We start from the raw sequence: 22,051 nt of genomic DNA on the forward strand, positions 1-22,051 counted from the left end.
AAACAGTCGTTTCAGTGAAGGGGTGGTGTTCTCGTGGGTGACGTCGTGCTCCGGGACGCCGACCGGCCCGGTGACCTCGGGTGGGTGCTCATGGCCCACGGCGAGCGCTACGCGGCCGAGTACGGGTGGTCGGTCGAGGCGGTGACGGCGCGGATCGTGGCGGACTTCGCCGCGTCCGCGGTGCCCGGCCGTGACGCGGCCTGGGTGGCCGACCTCGACGGCCGCCGGGTCGGCTCGGTGCTGTGCGTGCGCGAGGAGGCGACGACGGCGCGGCTGCGGCTGCTGCTCGTGGAGCCCGACGCGCGCGGGCTCGGCGTCGGGCGGGCCCTGGTGGAGCGCTGCGTCGGGTTCGCCCGCGGGGCGGGGTACGCGCGGCTCGTGCTGTGGACCAACGAGCCGCTCGCCGCGGCACGCGGGATCTACCTCGCCGCCGGGTTCGTGCTCGACGGCGAGGAGACCCACACCGGGTTCGGGCGGGAGCTGCTGGGGCAGTCCTACGTGCTCGACCTCGCCGGCCCGGAGGGTGCGCCCTGACACCGCTCCGGACTACGGCAGCTGGAGCGGCACCATCCGCGGCGGCGCGGTGGAGACCGGGACGTTGCCGTGGGCGGCGAGGTACGTCGCGATGTCGTGGAAGAGCGGCGCCGCCGAGTCGCCGCCGGGCGGCGCGTCGAGCATCAGGGCCACCACGTACCGCGGGTCGTCGGCCGGGAACATGCCGGCGAACGTGATCCAGTACGTCGACTTCGCATAGCAGCCGCACGTCGGGTCCACCTGCTGGGCGGTGCCGGTCTTGCCCGCCACCGGGTAGCCGTCCATGGCGGCCTTCGCGCCGGTGCCCTCGTTGGGGCTCTTCCCGCCCTGGGTCACCGACTGCAGCATCTGCCGCAGCGTCTGCGCGGTCTGCGGGGACATCGCCCGCACCCCCGCCGGCTGCGGGGTGGGCGTGCGCACCCCGTCGGGCCCGACGGTCGCCGAGATCACCCGGGGCGGCACCCGCACCCCGTCGTTGGCGACCGCCTGGTAGATGCTCGCCATCTGCAGCGTCGTCATCGACAGCCCCTGGCCGATGGGCAGGTTGCCGAACGTCGAGCCCGACCAGTCCTTCCGCGGCGGCACCGACCCGGCGCTCTCGCCGGGCAGCTCGACGCCCGTCTTCGTCCCGACGCCGAGGTTCGACAGCATCTGCGCGAAGCGGTCCGGCCCGAGCTTCTGGGCCGTCATCAGCGTCCCGACATTGGACGACTTCCCGAGGATCCCGTTCATCGTCATCCGCACCGGGCCGTGGACCCAGGCGTCGTTGATCGTCCGGTCGGCGACCTTGATGCTGCCGGGGACGGTGAGCACGTCGTCGGGCTTGATGAGGCCGGCCTCCAGCGCCCCCGCGAAGGTGACGACCTTGTTGACCGACCCCGGCTCGAACGGCGTGGTCACCGCCGCGTCGCCCGGCGCGGGCGCCCCGCCGGCCGCGCTGTTGGCGAGGGAGAGGACCTGGCCGGTCCTGGCGTCGAGGACGACGGCGCTGCCGTCCTTCGCCCCGGTGCGCGCGACGTAGGCCGACAGGTCCTGCTGCACCGTGTACTGCAGGTCGGAGTCCAGGGTCAGCACGACGTCGCGGCCGGCCTGCGCGGGCTGCTCGGCGCGGGTGCTGCCGGGGATGACCGCGTCGCTGCCCTCGGCGGTGTCGACGATGCGGTACCCGTCCTGGCCCGCGAGGACCGGGTCCTGGGCGCTCTCGAGCCCGACGTTGCCGCTGACCCGTCCCTTGTCCAGGCTCCAGGACGCGCTGCCCACGACCGAGCCGCCGACGTCGCCCGCGGGGTACTGGCGCGACTCGCGGTCCTCGGCGGCGATCTCGGGGAACTGCTGCTGGATGGTGCGCGCCGCGGTCGGGTCGACGAGCGGGGCCAGCACGACGTAGCTCTTGTCGCTCTCCAGTTCGTTGAACAGCGCCAGCGGGTCGGCGTGCAGGATCGTCGCCATCCCCTGGGCGATCTGCGCCTTGCGCTGGTCCGGGGTGGGGGTCCCGGGGACGGCGCGGACCTCGGGCTTGGACCAGTCCGCGGTGATCCGCCGCGGGTTGGCCGTCAGCGCCTTGGCCTCGACCGAGAACGCCAGCGGCGTCCCGTTGCGGTCGAGGATCGCGCCGCGCTCGGCCGGGATCACCAGGCGGGTCATGCGCTGCTTGGCGGCGTCGGCGGCGAGCGAGCCCGCACTGATCGCCTGGACCTCGACGAGCTTGCCCCCGGCGACGAGCAGCAGCACGACGAGCAGGAGCCGCCCGATCCGCAGCCGGCGGCGCGGGTCGGCGGGTGACGCGAGACGCCGGGCCCGCGGCGGGGGTCCGGGCGGCGGGCCGGGGCGGCGCCCTCCCCCGCCGCCACGGGACGGGGGCGGCGGCCGGCGCGGCCCGGACGCGGGTGGTCCCCAGCGGTCGGTGCGGTCGGTGCGGTCGGTGCGGTCGGCGCGGGAGCCCTGGCGGGACGGCGGGCGGGTGAGGGTCGCGGGCAGGCGCGCCATCAGCGACCTCCGGCCGGGACCGGGTTGACCGGCGCGGCCGGGATGCTGGTGGTCGTGCCGGCCCCGGCGGGAGCGGGGTCGCCGGCCGGGGCGGGCGTCCCCTCGCCGGCGGGCGCGGGGGCGGGGGCGCCGCCGGTGGAGGCCTGCACGCCGGAGCGCGGGTCATTGGCGAGGGCCTCGGGGTCGGGGGCGGTGGCGGCGGCCGTCGGCGCCGCGGGGTTGACCGGGGTGGCGGGGGCGGCGGGCTTCGGGGCGGGCGGCGGCGCGGCGGCGCGCGCCTTCGACGGGGTGCCGACCACCTGGGACGAGCCGTCGGGGTGCACGAGGATCACCGCGGGCACGCCGGCCGGCACCATGCCGATCCGCTGCGCGGCCGCCGCGAGGGCGGGCGCGGACTGCATCGCGGCGACGTCGCGGTGCAGGCGCTCGACCTCCTCGGACCGGTCGCGGGTGGCCTGGCGGGCGGCGTCGAGCCGGTAGGAGTCGGCGGCGGCCGCGGTGGAGAGCCACAGGGTCGCGACGAGGCCCGAGGTGAGCAGCACCATGATCAGCAGCACGAACGGCGCGGTGCCGCCGGAGGCGTCGGCCGCTGCGTCCTGTCCTGCCGTGGTACGGGTCCGGGCCGACGCGGCCCGGGCGCCGGCCCGGGTGGTCGCGCCCCTCGTCGAGGCGGCCTTCGCCGGGGTGGCCTTCGCCGGGGTGGCTTTCGCCGGGGTGGCTTTCGCCGGGGTGGCCTTCGTCGGGGTGGTCGTGCCGCGGGCCGGGCGGGGCCGCGTCGTCGTCGCACCCGCCGTCGTCGTGCCCGCTGCCGCACCCGCCGTCGGGGACCCGGCGCGGTCCCCGCGCTGACTGCCCGTCCGGGCCGCCGTGCGCGTCGCGCGTTCGAGCGTGCTGGAGCTCATGCCGCCTCCCGGACACGTTGGGCGGCGCGCAGCCGCACCGAGGCCGCGCGCGGGTTCGCGGCGATCTCGGTCTCGTCGGCCTTCTCCGCGCCGCGGGTGAGCAGCGCGAGCTCGGGCTCGTCCTCGGGTCGCACCACCGGCATGTCCGGCGGCGCCGTGGTCCGCGAGCGCTCGCCGAGCACCCGCTTCACGATCCGGTCCTCGAGGGACTGGTAGCTCATGACGACGATGCGCCCGCCGACCGCGAGCGCGTCGACCGCGTCGGGCACGGCGGTGGCGATGGCGTCGAGCTCGCCGTTGACCTCGATGCGCAGCGCCTGGAACGTGCGCTTCGCGGGGTTGCCCCCGGTGCGCCGGCTCGCGGCGGGCAGGGCCTGCTCGAGGAGGGCGACGAGCTCCGCGCTGGTGCGCAGCGGAGCCCGTCGCCGGGCACGCACGACGGCCTCGACGATGCGCCGGGCCTGTCGCTCCTCCCCGTGGTCGCGGAGCACCCGGACGAGCTCGCCCGGGGCGTAGGTGTTGAGGACGTCGGCCGCGCTCGGGCCCGTCGTCGGGTCCATGCGCATGTCGAGGGGCGCGTCGCGGGCGTAGGAGAAGCCGCGGTCGGTCTCGTCGAGCTGCAGCGAGGACACCCCGAGGTCGAAGAGGACCCCCTGGACGGGTCCGAGGCCGAGGTCGTCGAGGACGTCGGCGATCTCGTCGAAGACCGCCCGGACGAGGTGGACGCGGTCGGCGTGGCGGGCGAGCCGCTCGGTGGCCAGACGCAGCGCCTCGGGGTCACGGTCGAGGCCGACCAGCGTGAGGTGCTCGTGGCGGTCGAGCAGCGCCTCGGCGTGCCCGGCGAGGCCGAGGGTGGCGTCGACCACGACGGCGTCGGGGGTGGTGAGGGCCGGGTCGAGCAGCTCGAGCACGCGGGCCAGGAGGACGGGGACGTGGCGCTGTGCGGTCGGACGATCCGCGGGAGCGTCCTCGGACACGTCGTTGGTGCGCATGTGGGTGAATTCGAGGGCGTCGTCGTCCTCGTCCCGTGAACCGGGCATCCTCGCCTCCACCGCTCTCCGCCGGGCCGCCGCGGCCGGGGCCGCCGCACCTGTTGTCCGAGGGCACCACCGTGCCTCGGGGCCCGCACGGGCGGGATGCCGTCACGTCCCGGCCCGCAGGGCGGGCGGACCTGGCACCGGGGAAGGTGTGCCAGGGCCGTCACCCTGCGGGCCGGGGCCTCACGGCACCCGTACCGTCGGTGGGCTCGTCGTCTGCTCGTGGGGCCTAGAAGACCCCGGGGAGCACCTCCTGCTGGGCCTGCGCGTAGCTGTCCTCGTGGGCGTCCTGGTACTGCTGCCACGCCGTGGAGTCCCAGATCTCGAGGCGGTTCACGGCCCCGATGACCGTGCAGTCCCGGTCCAGTCCGGCGTAGCGGCGCAGTTCCGCGGCGATGGGGATGCGCCCCTGGGAGTCCGGACGCTGCTCGTCGGTGCCGGCGAACAGGTAGCGCTGGTAGGCGCGGACCCGCTCGTCGGTGAACGGCGCCTCGGCGACCTTGCGGGCCATCTGCTCGAACTCGTCGCGGGGGAACACGTACAGGCAGTGGTCCTGCCCCTTCGTGATCATCAACCCCCCTGCGAGCTCGTCCCGGAACCTGGCGGGCAGCGTCAACCTGCCCTTGTCGTCCAGTCGCGGGGTGTGGGTGCCGAGGAACACGGCCCCACCTCCCCGGTGAGGCCCCCTGCGCCCCACTGCTCACCACAATACCCCACAACGCTCCACCCACAACCTCCGGGCTCCGGCGAGTGTGCCCCGATGGGAGGAGTTCGCGCAGGTCAACGGCGGTGGGGAGAGGTGGGGAACGGACGACGACGATCCCCGACCCGGCGCGTCCGCGGGGGTTCCGACACGCGCTGCGGGGGCTTCGGGGGCCCGGTTCTGCCTGCTCGGGGGCGGCGTGGGGGGTGGTGGGGCGGTCGGTGGGGAGCGGTGGGGAAGTCGGTGGGGAGCGGTGGGGCGATCGGTGGGGAGCGGTGGGGCGGTCCGGGGGTCGAGGTGGGGCGGTCGGTGGTCGCGACGGCGGCGAGGGGCACGCCGCTCCTCGCTCCGAGCCCGCGGAGCTGCCGGACGTGCTCCTGATCAGCCGACGGAGCCGCGCGGGGCCATCGAGGGAGTCACTGCACCCCGACGAGATCTCCGTCCGGCGTGCAGTGACTCCCTGATCTCGAGCGTCGCCGTGGGCCGACGACCCGGGTGGAGTGGAAGTGGGGCCAGCCCGCAGCGAGGGGCACACCCCGCCTCTCTGCGAGCCCACGGAGCCCCTCATGTGCTCCTGATCAACCCGCGGTGGCGATAGACCACAGCGAGGGGCACACCGCACATCTCATCGGGCCCGCCGAGCTGCCCCACGTGCTCCTGATCAGCCCGCGGGAGTTGGTGGCCCGCCGAAGGAGTCAGTGCACCCCGAGGGGATCTCCGTCCGCCGTGCAGTGACTCCCTGATCTCCAGCGCCGTCACCGGCCGGCATCCCCGGGTGGGGCGGAGTGGGGCCAGCCCGCAGCGAGGGGCACACCCCGCATCTCCCCGGGCACGCAGAGCTGCCCCACGTGCCCCTGAGCAACCCGCGGTGGCGGTAGACCACAGCGAGGTGCACACCGCACATCTCATCGGGCCCGCCGAGCTGCCCCACGTGCTCCTGACCAACCCACGGGGCCGGGCGGGGGGGGCGGACGATCCGCCGGACGGAGTCGCCGGCCTCCCCGGCCGACCCCAGACACGACGACGCGCCGCCGACCACGGGGGTCGACGGCGCGGCGGGAACGGCGGGCCGGGCTACTCCTGCTCGAAGCGCTTCCGGAAGCGCTCCTCCATCCGGCTGGTGAAGCGGCTCTTCTCCTTGTCGCCGGCCGGGGGCGTCTTGCCGTCGCCCTCCGCGGCGGCGGCCTCACCCTTCTTGCCGCCCGTCGCGGTGATCGCGAGGACCGCGCCGGCGAACATCAGGAGGAACCCGACGACGCTGACGATCGGGAACCCGGCGACGAACCACTGGAAGACCAGCCCGAGGACCAGGGCGACGACGCCCAGGACGAACAGCACCACACCCTGGATCCGTCGGCGCCGGGACGGGCGGCGCAGGCGTCCCCCGCGCACCGTCGACGCGAACTTCGGATCCTCGGCATAGAGCGCGCGCTCGATCTGGTCGAGCAGACGCTGCTCGTGCTCGGAGAGCGGCATGGTTCTCCTCCGGCACCGGAACGAGAGCGAGGATCGACCCGGGTGAGTGGGACGATCGGCACATCATCGGGATGGCTGACCTCATCGTACGAGCCCTCCGGCACTCCGACTACCCGGACCGGGTTGTTCCCGCGACGATCATTCTTTCGGCCGGTGAGAAGGGCCACGCCGCGACGCGCCGCGATCATGTCGGCGCGGAGCGTGCCGGTGCCCGACGATCACGGGAGCGGCGCCCCGCCGATCACCGCTCGCCGGACCGGCGGGCCAGGACGTGGATGCGGGAGGCGAGGTCGCGCAGCGGCGGCGTGTCGCCGGCCAGCTCCTCGAGCGCCGCGAGCTCGGCGCCCGCCGACGCGCCGTCCGGCAGCTCCGGGACGAGGTCGGCCAGCACCCGGTGACCGCGCACCTGCTCGACGACGAGGCCCGCGTCGCGCTCGAGCAGCGTGCGGACCTCGTCGGTGTCCATCCGCCGCAGCATCGGGTCACCCGCTCCCCAGCGGCCCGCCGGGTCGGTGAGCAGCCGCCGGGCCTCGGCCACCCGTCCGGCGACCACCCGGCCCAGCACGGCCGCCCAGCGCCCCGCCACGAGGACCGAGACCGCGCCGCCCGGCGTCGTCGCGACGGCGAGGGCGCGGACGGCGGCGACCGGGTCGTCCACGTACTCGAGCAGCCCGTGCCCCAGCACGAGGTCGGCCCCGCCGTCGCCGTCGGCGATGTCGGCGAGCGCGTCGACGTCGCCCTGGACCGCGCGCACCCGGTCGGCGACGCCGGCGTCGCGGGCCCGGCTGCGCAGCACGGCGAGGGCGTTGGCGCTGGAGTCGACGACGGTGACCTCGCAGCCCTCCCCCGCGAGCGGGACGGCCCAGGTCCCGCTGCCCCCGCCGACGTCGAGCACGCGCGGCGCGCGGCCACCGACGGCCCGGGCGCGGACCCCGGCGAGCTCGTCACGCAGCGCGCGGGCCACCACGTCGACGGCCGTGGGTGCGGACGGGCGTGCGGTCACGGCCACACCGTAGTGCGCACCCATCGGGGATCCGCGCGCCAGCCGGTACGTTGCCCCCGTGTACGTGACGGGTGTGCTGAGCCTCAAGGGCGGGGTCGGCAAGACCACCGTCACCCTCGGCCTCGCCGGGTCGGCCGCACGGCAGGGCCTGCGCACCCTCGTGGTCGACCTCGACCCGCAGGGCAACGCCACAACCGCGCTCGAGCCGGCCGAGAGCGAGACCACGATCGCCGACGCGCTGGAGAACCCCTCCCCCGCGATCCTCGCCACCTCCATCGCCCCGAGCGCCTGGGACGACGCCATCGACGTCCTCGTCGGCTCGGAGGACATCGAGCGCCACAACCACCCCGATCCCGGCTCCCAGCGGCTCGGGCGGCTCTCCCGTCTCCTCGCCGCCCTGCCCCGGGGCACCGCCGACGACGGCCCGTCGCGCGCCGGCTCCGGCCTGTCCCACTACGAGCTCGTCCTCATCGACTGCCCGCCGTCCCTGGGCCAGCTCACCCGGTCCGCGCTGGTCGCCGTCGACCGCGCCGTGCTCGTCACCGAGCCGACGATCTTCGCCGTCTCCGGCGTCCAGCGCGCCTTCGAGGCGGTCCAGGCCGAGCGCGCCCACAACTCGCGCCTGCAGCCGCTGGGCGTCCTCATCAACCGGTACCGCACCCGCTCGGCGGAGCACGAGTTCCGGGTGAACGAGCTCCGCGAGCTCTTCGGCCCGCTCGTCCTGCCCGGCGTCCTGCCCGACCGCACCGCCGTGCAGCAGGCCCAGGGAGCCGGCGTCCCCATCCAGCGCTGGGACACCCCGGGCGCCCGGGAGATCTCCCAGCACTTCGACAACCTGCTCGGGCGGATCGTGCGGGCCGGTCACCGGGCCCGCGAGCAGAAGAACCCGCGCCGCACCGGCTGAGCGCCCTCAGTCCTCCCGCCGCCCGGCGACCGTCCGCGTCACGAGGGCGAGGAACAGGTCGGCCTGCCGGACCATGTCGTCCGCGTCACGCTGCCCCACCCGGCTGCGGGCCCCCGCCTCGACCGCCGACCGGGTCGCCGAGTGGGCGGCGAAGAACGCGGCCCACTCCCCGTACTCCGGCGCGACCGAGGTGAGCAGCGTCCACGCGTCGGTGGGGCGGGCGGAGCGCCGCGTCCGGGCCCGCGCCGCGAGCACCGCCGCCGCCGAGCGCAGCGCGGACAGGTGCGCCAGCCGGAACCGCTCGGCCGGGGTGTCGGCCCGCTGCGCCTCGCGCAGCCCGTCCCGGGCGGCCTCGAGCAGCGTCACCACCGACCGCGACGGCGGCGGGCCGGGCGGACGGGGGGCGGACCGTCCGCCGCGGCGGTCGTGCGGAGCGCGTGACCGGTGTCCGCCCCGCGGCGTCGGCGCACCCCGCAGGCCGGTGTCGAACAGGTCGGCGCCCGCGGCGGCGTCGGACGCGGGCGTCGGGAAGGTCGTCGTCGAGATCGTCATGGTGTCCTCCGGACTCGGGGGTGGTCAGGTCAGCCAGCGCAGGTCCCAGACCCCGGGGCCGGACCGCATGCGGAGCACGAACTCCCCCGGGGGGAGGTGCGGCTCGTCGGAGCGGCGGGCGAGCACCCGCCAGCAGCGGCACCGGTCTCCCCCGATGGGCATCATCGAGCGGAACGGCCACCGCGACTGTTCGATCCAGCGCTCCCGGACCTCCATGACCAGGTAGTGGCTGTCACGCCGGTTCGGGCGGCGGTGGAACTCGACGGGGTCGCCGTCCACGCACCGCACTCCGACCGGCGAGGGGCTCCGAACCAAGGCGTCCTCCACGGCGGCGCGCTCCCCGTCCCGCCGGGTGCGGGACGGCTGTGCCTGCCACCGTGGGGAAGCCGGCGGCGCCGGGTGCGACGGGACGCTTCCCCACGGCCCGCCGCACCCGGTGTCGAACACGTGTTCGACTGCCACGAGTGAACCGCGCCGCCCCCCGCGCGTCAAGTCGGCCGACCGGGTCCCCCGCGAACCGCGCGACCGGCCCCGCTCGACGGGCGTGATGTGATGACGGCGTGGACTCCGTGGCCCGGGCAGCGGCGGACCCGGCCCAGCACGGCGCGGGCGGGTCGCGATGACGGCCGCCCCGGAGGAGGCGCGCCTGGTCGACCTCGACCCGGCCGAGCTCCCGTCGCGTCTCGACGAGGCGCTCGACCTCTACGTCGCGGCCATGGGCTACCCACCGGGCACGGCACGCCAGCGCGCCCCCATGTGGCTCGAGCACTCGCGCCGACCCGGGTGGCGCGCGGTGGCCGCCCTCGACGAGCACGACGTCCTGCGTGGGATCGCCTACGGCTACCCCGGGGCACCCGGGCAGTGGTGGTACGAGGAGGTCCGCCGCGGCCTGCGGCGGGCCGGGCGCCCGGCCCGCTCGCCGGCGGGCGGGCTGTTCGGTGCGGGCCTGGGTCGCCTGCTGGGGGACGGCCACGGCCACCAGGACGCGCCCGCGCACACCGGGACCACCGACCTCGACCCCTGGCCCCTCGACGGCGACCCCGAGAGCTACCTGGCCGACTACTTCGAGCTCACCGAGCTGCACGTCCGCACCGACGCGCAGGGCCACGGCCTGGGCCACGGTCTGCTCCGGCGGCTCCTCGAGCGGGCCGACGGCGCCCACGTGCTGCTCTCCACCCCGGAGGCGCCGGTCCCGACCCGCGCGTGGGTGCTCTACCGCCGCTGCGGGTTCCGGGATGTGCTGCGCCACCACCGCTTCTCCAGCGACCCCCGGCCGTTCGCGGTCCTCGGGCGGCCCCTGCCGCTCGACGACTCCACCCCGGGCTGACACGCCGGACGGGCCCACGTCGGCGTCGCCGGGCACCGTCGGACCCGCCTGGCACGATGTCGGCGTGCCGCTGCCCCCGCTCCTCCGGCCACGTCCCGCCCCCGGATCGCGCCGTCGCTCGCTCGTCCTGCTCGCCGCGGTCCTCGCGGTGGTGGCGCTGCTCGGCACCGGGTGCGTGCGGGTCCGGGCCGGGCTGGCGGTGTCTCCGCAGGACACCGTCTCCGGCACGATCGACGTCGGCACGCCCGACGGGGCACCGGGCGGCACCGGGCCGCCGCTGCAGATCCCGTCCGACCTGCAGGGCGACGTGACCGTCACCCGGTACGAGCAGGACGGCTACATCGGCTCCCACCTGGCCTTCGAGGACCTGAGCTTCGACGACGTGTCCCGGCTGCTCCCGCAGATCAGCCCGACGACGTCGTCGGCGATCCGGCTGCAGCTGCGCCGGGCGGGCGACCGCGTGATCCTCTCGGGGCAGGTCGACCTGACCCGCCTGAACCCCGAGAGCGCCGACGTGCAGCTCAAGATGGCGTTCCCGGGCACCATCACCCAGACCGACGGCACGGTCTCGCAGGGCGTCGTGTCGTGGACCTTCACGCCGGGGGAGGTCGGCGAGGTCAACGCCGTCGCCTCCTACCCCGACCCCAACGCGCCGTCCTGGGTCAGCTGGGCGCTGATCCTGGTCGCGGTGGTGCTCGTCGCCGCCGGGGTGGTGTTCGCGCTGGCCGCCGCGACGCGCCCCCGGGTCGACCGGCGGGCGCGCCGGTGACGCGGCGCACCGGGTCACCGACCCGGCGTAGCGGCGGGCCACCGACCCGGCGTAGCGGGCCGCTCAGTTCGACGCGGACGCTCCCGCGATGCCGAGCCGCTGCACCACGTCCACCACGGCGGGCGAGCGGTTCATGCTGATGTAGTGGATGTTGCCGACGCCCTCGTCGTACATCCGCTGCGAGAGCTCGACGCACAGGTCGATGCCGCACTGGCGGAAGCCGTCGGCGTCGTCGGCGTACGGCTCGAGCCGCTCGGACATCGCCGCGGGCAGCGGGGCACCGGAGAAGTCCGCGCCGCGCTCCGCCGACTTCGGCGTGGTGATCGGCATGAGCCCCGGCATGATCGGGATTTCGCAGCCGGCCGCGTGGATGCGGTCACGCATCCGCAGGAACTGGTCGGCGTCGTAGAACATCTGGGTGATCGCGAACTCGGCGCCCGCCTTCACCTTCGACACGAAGAACCGGGTGTCGGAATCCTCGTCGACCGAGCGCGGGTGCAGGTACGGGAACGCGGCGACGCCCACGCAGAACGACCCGAGCCGCCGGACCATGTGGACCAGTTCCTCGGTGTACTGCAGGCCCGCGGGGTGGGGCACCCACTCGGCGTCCTTGTCGTTCGGCGGGTCGCCCCGGATCGCGAGGACGTTGGAGATGCCGGCCTCGGCGTAGGAGCCGATGACGTGGCGCAGGTCCTCCATGGACGCGTCGACGGCCGTGAGGTGGGCCATCGCGGTCAGCGTGGTGTCGGTGGCGATCCGCCCGGTGGTGCGCACGGTCCGGTCGCGGCTGGAGCCGCCGGCGCCGTAGGTCACCGAGACGAACGCCGGGTCGAGGGGCTCGAGCGACCGGATGGTGTTCCACAGGGTCCGCTCGCCCTCGTCGTTCTTGGGAGGGAAGAACTCCACCGAGAACGTCGGCGTCCCACGTTGGATGCGTTCCGTGACAGTGGCCATTCGGTGACCATACGTGGTCATCACCCGGACCGGGACCACTCGTGTGACGGCCGCCGCCCGGTTCAGTGCTCGTCCGGCCGGGCAATCCGGACCTGCCTACCCTGTGGTCGGCGGCCCGGCGAGAGGAGCTCGGATGACCGGTGGCCGGACGCTCGTGACCCCGGGCGACCCCCTGATCTGGGACGATCCCGCGGACGCCCTCGCCACGGTCGACGCCGACCTGCCCGCCGCCGTCACCGACGCCCTGCGCGTCTTCCTCGACGCCCGGCGCGAGACGTGCGCCTCGCTGGCCCCCGAGTTCGTCGACGCGGTGGACGACCTCGCCGACCTCGCCCTCGGTGGCGGGAAGCGGTTGCGGCCCACCTTCGCGTGGTGGGGGTGGCGGGCCGCGCGCGGGTCGGACGCGCCCGACGGGCCCCCGCCCGGCGTCGTCCTCGACGCCGTCGCGGCCCTCGAGCTGATCCAGGCGTGCGCGCTCGTGCACGACGACCTCATCGACGACTCGCTGCTGCGCCGCGGCCGCCCGACGGTGCACGCCATCTGGTCCGCGCGGCACCGCGAGCGGGAGTGGATCGGCTCGTCGGAGCGTCTGGGAGCTGCGATCGCGGTGCTGGTCGGCGACGTCGCGCTGGCCTGGGCCGACGACATGCTCCGCGCCGCCGGCCTCGACGCGCCCACGCTCGCCCGCGTCGCGCCGGTGTGGGAGGCCATGCGCACCGAGCTGCTCACCGGGCAGTTCCTCGACGTCGTCGGGCACGCCACCGACACCGCGACGCCCGAGGGCGTGCTGCGGATCAGCCGGTACAAGACCGCCGCGTACACCATCGAGCGCCCGCTGCACCTCGGCGCCGCGCTCGCCGGCGCCGACGACGACGTCGTGTCCGCCTACCGGCGCTTCGGCACCGACCTGGGGATCGCGTTCCAGCTGCGCGACGACCTGCTCGGCGTGTTCGGGGACCCGGCGGTCACCGGCAAGCCCGCCGGCGACGACCTGCGCGAGGGCAAGCGGACCCTGCTGGTCGCGCTCGCCCGCCAGCACCCCGACGCCGCCGCGGCGGCCCCCGTCGAGCACGCCCTCGGCAAGCCCGACCTCACTCCCGACGAGGTCGCGGACGCGCGGGCCGCGCTCGAGGAGCTGGGGGTGGTCGCCGAGGTCGAGGAGCGCATCGACGCGCTCACCGCCTCCGGGCTCGACGCGCTCGCCGGCGCCGACCTCGACCCCGCCGGCCGCGAACGGCTCACCGCGCTCGCCGGTGTCGCCGCCCACCGCAGCCGCTGAACCTCCCCCACCGCGAAGAGGAGACCCCCACGTGCCCCGCAGGACCGTCCCGCCGTCGCGTCGCGTGGTCGTCGTCGGGGCGGGCCTCGCCGGGCTCACCGCCGCCCTGCACCTGCGGGGCGCGGGGTGCGACGTGACGGTCGTGGAGCGCGAGTCGTTCCCAGGCGGCCGCGCCGGACGGCTGGACCTCGACGGCTTCCGCCTGGACACCGGCCCGACGGTCCTGACGATGCCGGACCTGCTCGAGGCGCCCCTGGCCGCCGTCGGGGAGAAGCTGGGCGACCGGCTCGACCTCGTCCGCCTCGACCCCGCCTACCACGCGCGGTTCGCCGACGGCTCCGCGATCGACGTCCACACCGACGCCGAGGCCATGGAGCAGGAGATCCGCGAGAAGGTCTCCGGGCGCGACGCGGCCGGCTACCGCCGGCTCCGGGACTGGCTCGGCGAGCTGTACCGGGTGCAGATGGCGACGTTCATCGACGCCAACTTCGACTCCCCGCTCGACGTCCTCTCCCCCGACCTGGCCCGCCTCGGCGTCCTGGGCGGGTTCGGGCGGCTCGGCCCGCGGATCGCCCGGTTCCTCGACGACGAGCGGCTGCGGCGCATCTTCTCCTTCCAGGCCCTCTACGCCGGGGTGCCGCCGTCGCGCGCGCTCGCCGCCTACGCGGTGATCGCCTACATGGACACGATCGCCGGCGTGTACTTCCCCCGCGGCCGTGACGGTGAGCCCGGGGGCGTCCGGGCGCTGCCGCAGGCCTACGCCGACGCGGCCGCCGACGCCGGGGTCGAGCTGCGGCTCGGCACCGAGGTCACCGAGCTGGAACGACGGGGCGGCCGGGTCACCGCGGTGGTCACGGACGGTGAACGGATCCCGACCGACGCCGTCGTCCTCACCCCGGACCTGCCCGTCGTGCACCGCCTGCTCGGACGCTCGCCGCGCCGCGGGGTGCCGCTGCGGTGGTCGCCCTCGGCGTTCGTCGTGCACCTCGGCCTCGACCGTCCGCAGCCCGACCTCGGGCACCACACGATCTCCTTCGGCGGCGCCTGGGCCTCCACCTTCGACGAGATCATCACCGAGGGGCGGCTGATGAGCGACCCGTCGTTGCTGGTCACGCGCCCGACCGCGACCGACCCGACGCTGGCCCCGCTCGGCGGCGACTACGTCTCGGTGCTCGCCCCGTGCCCCAACACCGACCGCGCCCCCGGCCTCGACTGGGACCGCGTCGCCCCGCACTACCGCGACGAGCTCCTGACGGTGCTCGCGGCGCGCGGCATCGCGCTCGACCCGGCCGCCGTCGTCGCCGAGCACCGCATCTCCCCCGCCGACTGGGCGCGGCTCGGGATGGCCGCCGGCACGCCGTTCTCGGCGGCGCACACGTTCGCCCAGACCGGCCCCTTCCGGTCCGGCAACCGCCCGCGCGGCGTCGACAACGTCGTGCTCGCCGGGTGCGGCACGACGCCCGGCGTCGGGGTCCCGACGGTGGTCGTGTCGGGCAAGCTCGCCGCGCAGCGCATCGTCGGGGACGCCGCGTGACCGCCGAGGTCGCACCGCACCCGGAGCGCGGCGCCGCGGGCGAGCTCGACGCCGCCGGCATCACCGCCCCCGCGCTGCGCGGGGCCTACGCCCGCTGCCGGGCCCTCAACGCCGCGCACGGCCGGACGTACTTCCTCGCGACCCGGCTGCTCACCCCCGCCCAGCGCCCGGCGATCCACGCGCTCTACGGCTTCGCGCGGATGGCCGACGACGTCGTCGACGCGCCCGGGGCCGCCGGGCCGGAGGAGGTGGTGGCCCGCCTCGAGGAGGTCCGGGCGCGGATGCGGGTGGCGCTGGCCGGTCCCGCCGACGCGACGACCCTGCTCGCCGAGGAGCCCGTCGTGGCGGCCCTCGCGCACACCGTCGAGCGCTACGGGATCGACCACCGCCACCTCGAGGACTTCATGGACTCGATGGCGATGGACCTCGTCGTCGACGGCTACGAGACGTTCGACGACCTCGGGGTCTACGTCCACGGGTCCGCGGCGGTCATCGGGCTGCAGGTGCTGCCGGTGCTCGGGACCGTCGTGCCGCGCCCGGAGGCCGAGCCGGCGGCGGCCGCGCTCGGCGTGGCGTTCCAGCTGACGAACTTCCTCCGCGACGTCGGCGAGGACCTCGACCGGGGGCGGGTCTACCTGCCCCGGGAGGACCTGGCGGCGTTCGGGGTCGACCGGGACCTGCTCGCCTGGTGCCGGGAGCGCGGTCGCACCGACGCCCGCGTCCGGCGCGCGCTCGCCCACCTGGTGGCCCGGACCCGGGCGATCTACCGGCGGGCCGAGGCGGGGATCGCGCTGCTCCACCCCGTCTCCCGCCCGTGCGTGCGCACCGCCGCGGTGCTCTACGGCCGCATCCTCGACGAGATCGTCGCCGTCGACTACGACGTGCTCGCCCACCGGGTCGTCGTCTCCGAGGCCCGCCGGGCCGCCGTCGCGGGCCCCGGCCTGCTCCGCGCGGTCGCGGCCCGCCGAGGTGCGCTCCGCGCTCGTGAGCAGAAAAGGTCGGTATAGCGGCATGTAGTGCTCACGAGCGACGAAGTCGCACCTATTCTCCGACGGATGCCGCAGGCCCCCGACGAGCTCGTCCTCGCCTTCGACGCGGACTGCCGGCGCTGCCGGGCCGTCGCCGCCGCCGTCGCGCGGCGGGCGCCGGGGCTGGAGGTGCTGCCGCTGCGGGACTACCGGGTCGCGGCGTGGCGCCGCGAAGCGCTCGGCGACGACGCGCCGCACACCCCGACCCTCCTCGCCGTCACCGTCGCGCCGGACGGGTCGGACGCGGTGCGGGCCTGGACCGGGCCGGCGGTGGCCGCCGGGCTCGTCGCGACCCTGGGACCGACGCGGACCGCGCGGCTGGCCCCGGTCCTCGCGACGCTGCTCGCCCCGCGGGTCAGAACGCCATCGCCTGGGCGCGGCGCTTGACCTCGCCGCCGCGGTCGGAGCGCAGCGCCTCGATCGGGGCGCCGGGCAGCGTCGGGTCCTCCAGGAACAGCCAGCGGAGGATCTCGTCGTCGCCGTAGCCGCCGTCGCGCAGCAGGGTGATCAGGCCCGGCAGGCCCTTCACCACCCCGGACTCGACGAGGAACGCCGCGGGGACGATCCAGCGGTCGCCCTCGCGGACCCCGAGGAGCTGTCCCTGCTTGATCATCTGGCTGATGCGGGTGCGGGGCACCCCGAGGCGCTCGGCGGCCTCGGCGAGGGTCAGGGCCTCGATCTCCCGTCCCACGAGAGCGGTCAACGCGGCGGTCATCCCCGCACTGTGCCAGAGGACACCCGCGCACATCACCGGTCCGCGCGACGACGGGGCCGCCGGCGGCGGCTCCGCGCGTCGTCGCGGGGCATCGGGGTCGCCCGCTCGTAGCATCCGGTCATGGCCCGCGACGCCCCAGGTGCTCCCGCGTCGGGCCCGGCGGCGTCGGGGACGGTGCTCGACGGCCGGTACCGCGTCGGGGAGGTGCTCGCCCGCGGTGGCATGTCGACGGTGCACCGCGGCACCGACACCCGGCTCGACCGGCCGGTGGCGATCAAGATCATGGAGCCGTCGCTCGCCTCGGACCCCACCTTCGTGCGGCGCTTCGAGCGGGAGGCGCGGGCGGCGGCCCGCCTCTCCCACCCGGGGATCGTCGCGGTGCACGACCAGGGGCGCCACGAGGACGGCACCGTCTTCCTCGTCCTCGAGCTCGTGGAGGGCGGCACGCTGCGCGACGTGATCCGCGAGCAGGTGCGGCTGGCCCCGGCGACGGCGCTCACGGTGGTGGAGACGGTGCTCGCGGCGCTGCGGGTGGCGCACCGGCAGGGGCTGGTGCACCGCGACGTGAAGCCGGAGAACGTGCTGGTCTCGCGGTCGGGCCAGCTCAAGGTGGCCGACTTCGGGCTGGTGGCCGCCGCGTGGGACGGCGCCGCCGACGGGTCGCTGGACACCGGCGGGTCCACGTCCGACGACCTCATCCTCGGCACCGCCGCCTACCTCGCGCCCGAGCAGGTGCAGAGTGGGCGCACCGACGAGCGCAGCGACGTCTACGCGGCCGGGATCGTGCTGTACGAGCTGCTCACCGGCGTCCCGCCGCACGGCGGGGACACCGCGCTGGCGGTGGCGTACCGGCACGTGAACGTCGACGTGCCCGCCCCGTCGACCCGCGCCCCGGGCATCCCCCGGGCGCTTGACCGGCTGGTCCTCGCGGCCACCGCCCGCGACCCCGACGAGCGCCTCGCCTCGGCGGCGGCGTTCCTCGAAGAGGCCCGGCGGGCACGCCGGGAGGACTCTCTGCCCTTCTCACCGGTCACGCCGCCGCGACGGCCCCGTGTCGGTGCGGCCGCCCCGCCGCCGCGGACCGGGACGCGACGGTTCACCGGCCCGACCCCCCGCCGCGCCGCCGAGGAGGAGGCGCCACCCCCGCGCGAGGAGCCCGAGGAGCCGGAGGACCTCGACGAGGCCGGGCCGGAGCCCGACGACGAGCCCGACGACGACCGCCCCCGCGACGGGGCGGCCCGGGGCCACGTCGACGGGGTCGGGGACCGCGTGGAGCGCCACGCCCGGCGTCGGGACCGCATCCGTTCCCGCCGGATCTTCGCCGCGTGGGTGGTGCTGGTGGGCGCGGCGACGACCGCGGCCGGGTTCGCCGGGTGGTTCCTGGGTGCCGGAGGCCCGTGAGCACTAACTGTCGGTATAGCGACAGTGAGTGCTCACGAGGGCTCCGCCCACCTAGTGTCGCAGCATCTCCGCCGTGAGGAACGCCAGCTCCAGGGACTGCTGGGTGTTCAGCCGGGGGTCGCACGCGGTCTCGTAGCGCCCGGCCAGGTCGGAGTCGGAGATGTCCTGCGCGCCGCCGAGGCACTCGGTGACGTTCTCGCCGGTGAGCTCCACGTGGATGCCGCCGGGGTGGGTGCCCAGCCGGTGGTGGACCTCGAAGAAGCCCTGGACCTCGTCGACGACCTGGTCGAAGTGCCGGGTCTTGAACCCGGTGGTGGCCTCGTAGGTGTTGCCGTGCATCGGGTCGCACTGCCAGATCACCTGGTGCCCCGAGGCGGTCACCTTCTCCACGATCCCCGGCAGCACCTCCCGCACCTTCCCGGCGCCCATGCGGGAGATCAGCGTCAGCCGGCCCGGCTCCTGGCGCGGGTCGAGCCGCTGCACGTACTCCACCGCCTGCTCCGGGGTGGTCGACGGCCCGATCTTGACCCCGATCGGGTTAGCCAGCAGCTCCGCGAACGCCACGTGCGCCCCATCCAGGGCCCGGGTCCGCTCCCCGATCCACAGGAAGTGCGCGCCGAGGGAGAACAGCCGCGGGTCGGTCGAGTTCGCCGCGTCGAGCCGCAGGAGCGCCCGCTCGTAGTCCAGCACCAGCGCCTCGTGCGACGCGTAGATCTCGGTGGAGTGCAGCGAGTGGTCGGTCACCCCGCAGGCCGACATGAACCGGAGCGCCCGGTCGATCTCGGCCGCCACCGCCTCGTAGCGCTCGCCGGCCGCCGAGGTCCGGACGAACTCGCGGTTCCAGTCGTGGACCTCGTGCAGGTCGGCCATGCCGCCCGAGGTCAGCGCCCGGGTCAGGTTCATCGCGGCGGACGCGTTGGCGTAGGCGCGGATCATGCGGCCCGGGTCGGGGATGCGGAGCTCGGCGTTGGCCGCCAGCGAGTTGACCATGTCGCCGCGGTAGGACGGCAGGCCGAACGCGTCGATCGCCGACGACCGCGGCTTCGCGTACTGCCCCGCGATCCGCCCGATCTTGACGACCGGGGTCGACGCGCCGTAGGTCAGCACGACCGCCATCTGCAGCAGCGTGCGGATGTTGCCGCGCAGGTGCGGCTCGGTGTTGTCGGCGAAGGTCTCCGCGCAGTCGCCGCCCTGCAGCAGGAACGCCTCCCCGCGGGCGACCTGGGCGAGCTGGGTCCGCAGCCGGTCGATCTCCGCCGGGACGGTGATCGGCGGGACGTGCTCGAGCACCGTGCGGACGTCCGTCACCGCCGCGGCGTCGGGCCACTCCGGCTGCTGCGACGCCGGGCGCGACAACGCCGCGTCCAGGCGCTCGCGCATCTCGGCGGGCAGGGGCGGCAGACCGGGCAGGGCATCCACGGGCAGATCGACGGACCACACGGGACACGAGCTTACGGGCGCCGCCCGCGAACCCTCAGCAGACGCGGTGGTGGATCTCCTCGCCGCGCGTCCAGCGCCCCACGTTCGCCACGAACCCGCGCGCCATCCCGGCGTACGACTCCTCGGTGATGCCACCGACGTGCGGGGTCACGACGACATTCTCCGCGAGCAGCTCGTCGTGCGGGTCGATCGGCTCGGTCCAGGTGACGTCGAGGCCCGCCCCGGCGAGGTGGCCGGAGCGCAGCGCCGCGAGCAGGCCGCCGTGGTCCACGACCGGGCCCCGCCCGACGTTCACCAGGTGACCGCCGGGCCGCAGCGCGCCGAGGGCCGCGTCGTCGACGATCCCGCGGGTCGCCTCGGTCAGCGGGCAGGCGACCACGAGGTCGTCGCACCCGGCGAGCGCCGCCGCCAGGTCGTCCGCGCGGCGGAGGGTCCCGACGACGGCGGCCGCGTCCGGGTAGGCGGCCGCGTCCCGGCGACCGATGCCGACGACGTGGACCCCGAACGCCACGAGCCGGCGGGCCACCTCGACGCCGATGTCGCCGGTCCCGAGCACGGCCACCGTCCGGCCCCGCAGGAGCTGCCCCATCGGCGAGCCGACCGCCTTCTCGGCGACGGCGGCCCGTGCCTCCTCGAAGCGCCGCAGCAGCGCGAGGAGCAGGAGCACGGCGAGCTCGGCGACGGCGGTGGCGTTGCCCGAGGAGCCGCCCGGGACGTTGGCGACGGGGATGCCCCGGTCACGGGCGGCGTCGAGGTCCACCCCGGAGACCCCGACCCCGAACTGCTGCACGAAGCGGGCCCCGCACGCGTCCATGAGGGGCCCGTCGATGGTGCTGCCGAGCGGGGAGAGCACGTCGACCGGCTGCGGTGCCGCGTGGGGGATGTCCACCAGCTCGACCTCGTCGAGCCCGTCGACGCCCTCCGCCAGCGCCGCCTCCAGGCAGCGCCGCACCGCCGGGAACCCACCGCCGACCAGCCCGATACGCATGCCGATCACCCTGCCACGCGGCGGATCCCGGCCGGGGGGGTCAGCGCCGGGCGTCACGCCCCTCGACGTCGGCCATGCCCAGCTCCCGCCAGCGGGCGTCGATGACCTCCCACTTGCGCAGGTTGTGGCGGGCGTCGGCCAGGGCGTCGTGGGCGTCGTCGGGCGGGGTGGGCAGGGCGGGGCGCCCGACGTCGTCCCAGCGCTGCCGCAGGTCGCGGGTGAAGCGGGGCAGGGCGCGCGGCAGGTCGGGCATCGCACCCCAGAGCTGGGCGATGACGACGTGGTCGTACGGCGCGTTCCACGCCCACAGCTCGACGTCGCCGCCGCCCGCCGTCACGAACTCGTAGAAGCCCTCGCGGATCTGCAGGCGGCTGCGCCACACCGGGTCCGAGCTCGGCGGCAGCTTGTCGAGCACGTTCTTGCGCACCCACGGGCCGGCCCGCAGCGGGTCGAACTGGCGGGAGACCGCGTAGAACTCCCGGCCGGTCTCGTCGACGGCGCCGAGGGAGACGAGCTCGATGGTCGTCCCGTCCTCGATGAACTCGCAGTCGTAGAAGATCCGTGCCACGGGCACCGATTGTCCCCCACCCGGTACGCGCGGTGCCGCTCAGGCGGCCCGGTCCGACGAGCCCTCCTCCTTCGCCTTGGAGGCGTACACGTCGACGTACTCCTGCCCGGAGAGCTCCATCAGCGCGTACATGACCTCGTCGGTGATGGCGCGCTCCACCTGACGGTCGTCGGGGATGTCGAAGTAGCGGGAGAAGTCGATCGGCTCGCCGATCACGATCCGGATCTTCACCGGCCGCCAGAAGCGGGAGCCGACGGGGTTCGCGCGGTCGGTGCCGACCATGGCCACCGGCACGACCGGGACCCGTGCCTCGAGCGCCATGCGCGCCACCCCGGTGCGGCCCTTGTAGAGCCGGCCGTCGGGCGAGCGGGTGCCCTCGGGATAGATGCCGAAGAGCCGGCCCTCGCGCAGCACGCCGATGCCGGTGTCGAGCGCCGCGCGGGCGGCGCGGCCGTTGCCGCGCTCGATCGGCACCTGGCCCATGCCGGTGAAGAACCAGCGCTGCAGGGTGCCGATCGGACCCGGCGTCGTGAAGTACTCCGCCTTGGCCGGGAAGGCCATGCGCCGGGGCACCATGAGCGGCAGGACGAAGGAGTCGATCACGGCCAGGTGGTTCGACGCGACGAGCGCGCCGCCGGTGCGCGGCAGGTTGTCCGCGCCGCGCACCTCCGGGCGGAACGCCAGGCGCATCAGCGGCCCGAGGAACACCCACTTCATCAGCCAGTAGAGCACCGTTCTCCCTCCTCGCCTCCCGCGGAGACCCCGGATGTCGCAGCGTAGGCAGGCGGGTCGGGGCCGACAACGACGTGGAGTCGTACCCCTCACGCGACCGTGTGCCGACATCACCACCGGTTCGGGCACCTGGCCGTATCGCGCGCGTGTGGGACGTGCCACGATGTCGACGGGCGGCGGGAGTGCTCGGCGCCCGGACGACCCTGGTGCTGGAGGCGC

The 22,051-nt window shown here is 75.5% G+C and carries 24 protein-coding genes; 10 read left to right on the plus strand and 14 right to left on the minus strand.

Annotated features, from left to right (window positions below; translation table 11 throughout):
* The first annotated feature begins 33 nt into the window (after positions 1-33).
* Positions 34-534 carry a GNAT family N-acetyltransferase gene (locus HH311_RS26465; RefSeq protein ID WP_169186704.1) on the plus strand — a complete coding sequence of 167 codons (501 nt, stop codon included), beginning with the start codon at positions 34-36 and terminating at the stop codon, positions 532-534.
* 12 nt (positions 535-546) lie between these two features.
* On the opposite strand, the gene HH311_RS26470 is transcribed toward HH311_RS26465, so the two are convergent.
* Together HH311_RS26470 and HH311_RS26475 are read right to left on the minus strand one after the other, a co-directional pair.
* Complete coding sequence (locus HH311_RS26470) at positions 547-2,520, minus strand: penicillin-binding protein 2 (protein ID WP_169186705.1); 1,974 nt, start codon at positions 2,518-2,520, stop codon at positions 547-549.
* Positions 2,520-3,077, minus strand: a complete 558-nt coding sequence (locus HH311_RS26475; protein WP_169186706.1) for a hypothetical protein — start codon at positions 3,075-3,077, stop codon at positions 2,520-2,522. The genes HH311_RS26470 and HH311_RS26475 overlap by 1 nt, the downstream gene beginning before the upstream one ends.
* Here HH311_RS26475 and HH311_RS26480 point away from each other — a divergent pair.
* Positions 3,064-3,369, plus strand: a complete 306-nt coding sequence (locus HH311_RS26480; protein WP_169186707.1) for a hypothetical protein — start codon at positions 3,064-3,066, stop codon at positions 3,367-3,369. The two genes, HH311_RS26475 and HH311_RS26480, sit on opposite strands and share 14 nt — an antisense overlap.
* Positions 3,370-3,418: 49 nt before the next feature.
* Here HH311_RS26480 and rsmH read toward each other — a convergent pair whose 3' ends face one another.
* The 4 genes from rsmH to HH311_RS26500 form a co-directional block, all read right to left on the minus strand.
* Positions 3,419-4,414: a 16S rRNA (cytosine(1402)-N(4))-methyltransferase RsmH gene (gene rsmH, locus HH311_RS26485; protein ID WP_169186760.1), complete on the minus strand. Its 996-nt coding sequence runs from the start codon at positions 4,412-4,414 to the stop codon at positions 3,419-3,421.
* A 274-nt stretch (positions 4,415-4,688) separates the two neighbouring features.
* Positions 4,689-5,120, minus strand: coding sequence for a division/cell wall cluster transcriptional repressor MraZ (mraZ, locus tag HH311_RS26490; protein ID WP_169186708.1), 432 nt, complete (start codon positions 5,118-5,120; stop codon positions 4,689-4,691).
* Between the two features lie 1,116 nt (positions 5,121-6,236).
* Positions 6,237-6,638 (minus strand): DUF3040 domain-containing protein, encoded by a 402-nt coding sequence (locus tag HH311_RS26495; RefSeq protein ID WP_169186709.1) that lies wholly within the window; start codon positions 6,636-6,638, stop codon positions 6,237-6,239.
* A 241-nt stretch (positions 6,639-6,879) separates the two neighbouring features.
* A complete protein-coding gene (locus tag HH311_RS26500) occupies positions 6,880-7,665 on the minus strand; it encodes a methyltransferase domain-containing protein (RefSeq protein ID WP_169186710.1) in 786 nt (261 codons plus the stop codon).
* A 34-nt stretch (positions 7,666-7,699) separates the two neighbouring features.
* Between HH311_RS26500 and HH311_RS26505 the strand changes: the two genes are divergently transcribed.
* On the plus strand, positions 7,700-8,545 hold the full coding sequence (locus HH311_RS26505) for a ParA family protein (protein ID WP_312030425.1): 846 nt from the start codon (positions 7,700-7,702) through the stop codon (positions 8,543-8,545).
* A 6-nt stretch (positions 8,546-8,551) separates the two neighbouring features.
* On the opposite strand, the gene HH311_RS32875 is transcribed toward HH311_RS26505, so the two are convergent.
* On the minus strand, positions 8,552-9,097 hold the full coding sequence (locus tag HH311_RS32875) for an SAV_6107 family HEPN domain-containing protein (RefSeq protein WP_169186711.1): 546 nt from the start codon (positions 9,095-9,097) through the stop codon (positions 8,552-8,554).
* A 24-nt stretch (positions 9,098-9,121) separates the two neighbouring features.
* Positions 9,122-9,376 carry a hypothetical protein gene (locus HH311_RS26515; RefSeq protein ID WP_312030426.1) on the minus strand — a complete coding sequence of 85 codons (255 nt, stop codon included), beginning with the start codon at positions 9,374-9,376 and terminating at the stop codon, positions 9,122-9,124.
* 340 nt (positions 9,377-9,716) lie between these two features.
* On the opposite strand from HH311_RS26515, the gene HH311_RS26520 reads away from it, so the two are divergent.
* Positions 9,717-10,424: a GNAT family N-acetyltransferase gene (locus tag HH311_RS26520; RefSeq protein WP_169186713.1), complete on the plus strand. Its 708-nt coding sequence runs from the start codon at positions 9,717-9,719 to the stop codon at positions 10,422-10,424.
* A gap of 64 nt (positions 10,425-10,488) precedes the next feature.
* Complete coding sequence (locus tag HH311_RS26525) at positions 10,489-11,193, plus strand: LppM family (lipo)protein (protein ID WP_169186714.1); 705 nt, start codon at positions 10,489-10,491, stop codon at positions 11,191-11,193.
* A 63-nt stretch (positions 11,194-11,256) separates the two neighbouring features.
* Here HH311_RS26525 and metF read toward each other — a convergent pair whose 3' ends face one another.
* Positions 11,257-12,147 (minus strand): methylenetetrahydrofolate reductase [NAD(P)H], encoded by an 891-nt coding sequence (gene metF / locus HH311_RS26530; protein ID WP_169186715.1) that lies wholly within the window; start codon positions 12,145-12,147, stop codon positions 11,257-11,259.
* 133 nt (positions 12,148-12,280) lie between these two features.
* Between metF and HH311_RS26535 the strand changes: the two genes are divergently transcribed.
* From HH311_RS26535 to HH311_RS26550, 4 genes are read left to right on the plus strand one after another with little or no spacing between them, the layout of a single operon-like run.
* Complete coding sequence (locus HH311_RS26535; protein WP_169186716.1) at positions 12,281-13,426, plus strand: polyprenyl synthetase family protein; 1,146 nt, start codon at positions 12,281-12,283, stop codon at positions 13,424-13,426.
* Positions 13,427-13,457: 31 nt separating this feature from the next.
* Positions 13,458-14,960 carry a phytoene desaturase family protein gene (crtI, locus tag HH311_RS26540; protein ID WP_169186717.1) on the plus strand — a complete coding sequence of 501 codons (1,503 nt, stop codon included), beginning with the start codon at positions 13,458-13,460 and terminating at the stop codon, positions 14,958-14,960.
* Positions 14,957-15,967, plus strand: coding sequence for a phytoene/squalene synthase family protein (locus tag HH311_RS26545; RefSeq protein WP_169186718.1), 1,011 nt, complete (start codon positions 14,957-14,959; stop codon positions 15,965-15,967). Before crtI ends, HH311_RS26545 begins: the two co-directional genes overlap by 4 nt.
* A gap of 48 nt (positions 15,968-16,015) precedes the next feature.
* Positions 16,016-16,375, plus strand: a complete 360-nt coding sequence (locus tag HH311_RS26550) for a hypothetical protein (protein ID WP_169186719.1) — start codon at positions 16,016-16,018, stop codon at positions 16,373-16,375.
* Here HH311_RS26550 and HH311_RS26555 read toward each other — a convergent pair.
* Positions 16,344-16,703 carry an Rv2175c family DNA-binding protein gene (locus tag HH311_RS26555; RefSeq protein WP_211190836.1) on the minus strand — a complete coding sequence of 120 codons (360 nt, stop codon included), beginning with the start codon at positions 16,701-16,703 and terminating at the stop codon, positions 16,344-16,346. The genes HH311_RS26550 and HH311_RS26555 overlap by 32 nt on opposite strands.
* A 120-nt stretch (positions 16,704-16,823) precedes the next feature.
* Here HH311_RS26555 and HH311_RS26560 point away from each other — a divergent pair, with 120 nt between their 5' ends.
* A complete protein-coding gene (locus tag HH311_RS26560) occupies positions 16,824-18,104 on the plus strand; it encodes a protein kinase domain-containing protein (protein ID WP_169186720.1) in 1,281 nt (426 codons plus the stop codon).
* A 51-nt stretch (positions 18,105-18,155) separates the two neighbouring features.
* On the opposite strand, the gene HH311_RS26565 is transcribed toward HH311_RS26560, so the two are convergent.
* The 4 genes from HH311_RS26565 to HH311_RS26580 form a co-directional block, all read right to left on the minus strand.
* Complete coding sequence (locus HH311_RS26565; protein WP_248304254.1) at positions 18,156-19,484, minus strand: class II 3-deoxy-7-phosphoheptulonate synthase; 1,329 nt, start codon at positions 19,482-19,484, stop codon at positions 18,156-18,158.
* Between the two features lie 94 nt (positions 19,485-19,578).
* Positions 19,579-20,532, minus strand: coding sequence for an NAD(P)-dependent oxidoreductase (locus HH311_RS26570; protein WP_169186722.1), 954 nt, complete (start codon positions 20,530-20,532; stop codon positions 19,579-19,581).
* Positions 20,533-20,572: 40 nt separating this feature from the next.
* Positions 20,573-21,100, minus strand: coding sequence for a polyadenylate-specific 3'-exoribonuclease AS (locus tag HH311_RS26575; protein WP_169186723.1), 528 nt, complete (start codon positions 21,098-21,100; stop codon positions 20,573-20,575).
* Positions 21,101-21,139: 39 nt separating this feature from the next.
* The gene (locus HH311_RS26580) at positions 21,140-21,832 is read right to left on the minus strand and encodes a 1-acyl-sn-glycerol-3-phosphate acyltransferase (RefSeq protein ID WP_169186724.1); all 693 of its coding nucleotides are present in this window, start codon (positions 21,830-21,832) and stop codon (positions 21,140-21,142) included.
* Positions 21,833-22,051 lie beyond the last annotated feature (219 nt).

Origin of the sequence: Actinomycetospora sp. TBRC 11914, from assembly GCF_012933465.1 — a bacterium.
Lineage (GTDB): Bacteria > Actinomycetota > Actinomycetes > Mycobacteriales > Pseudonocardiaceae > Actinomycetospora.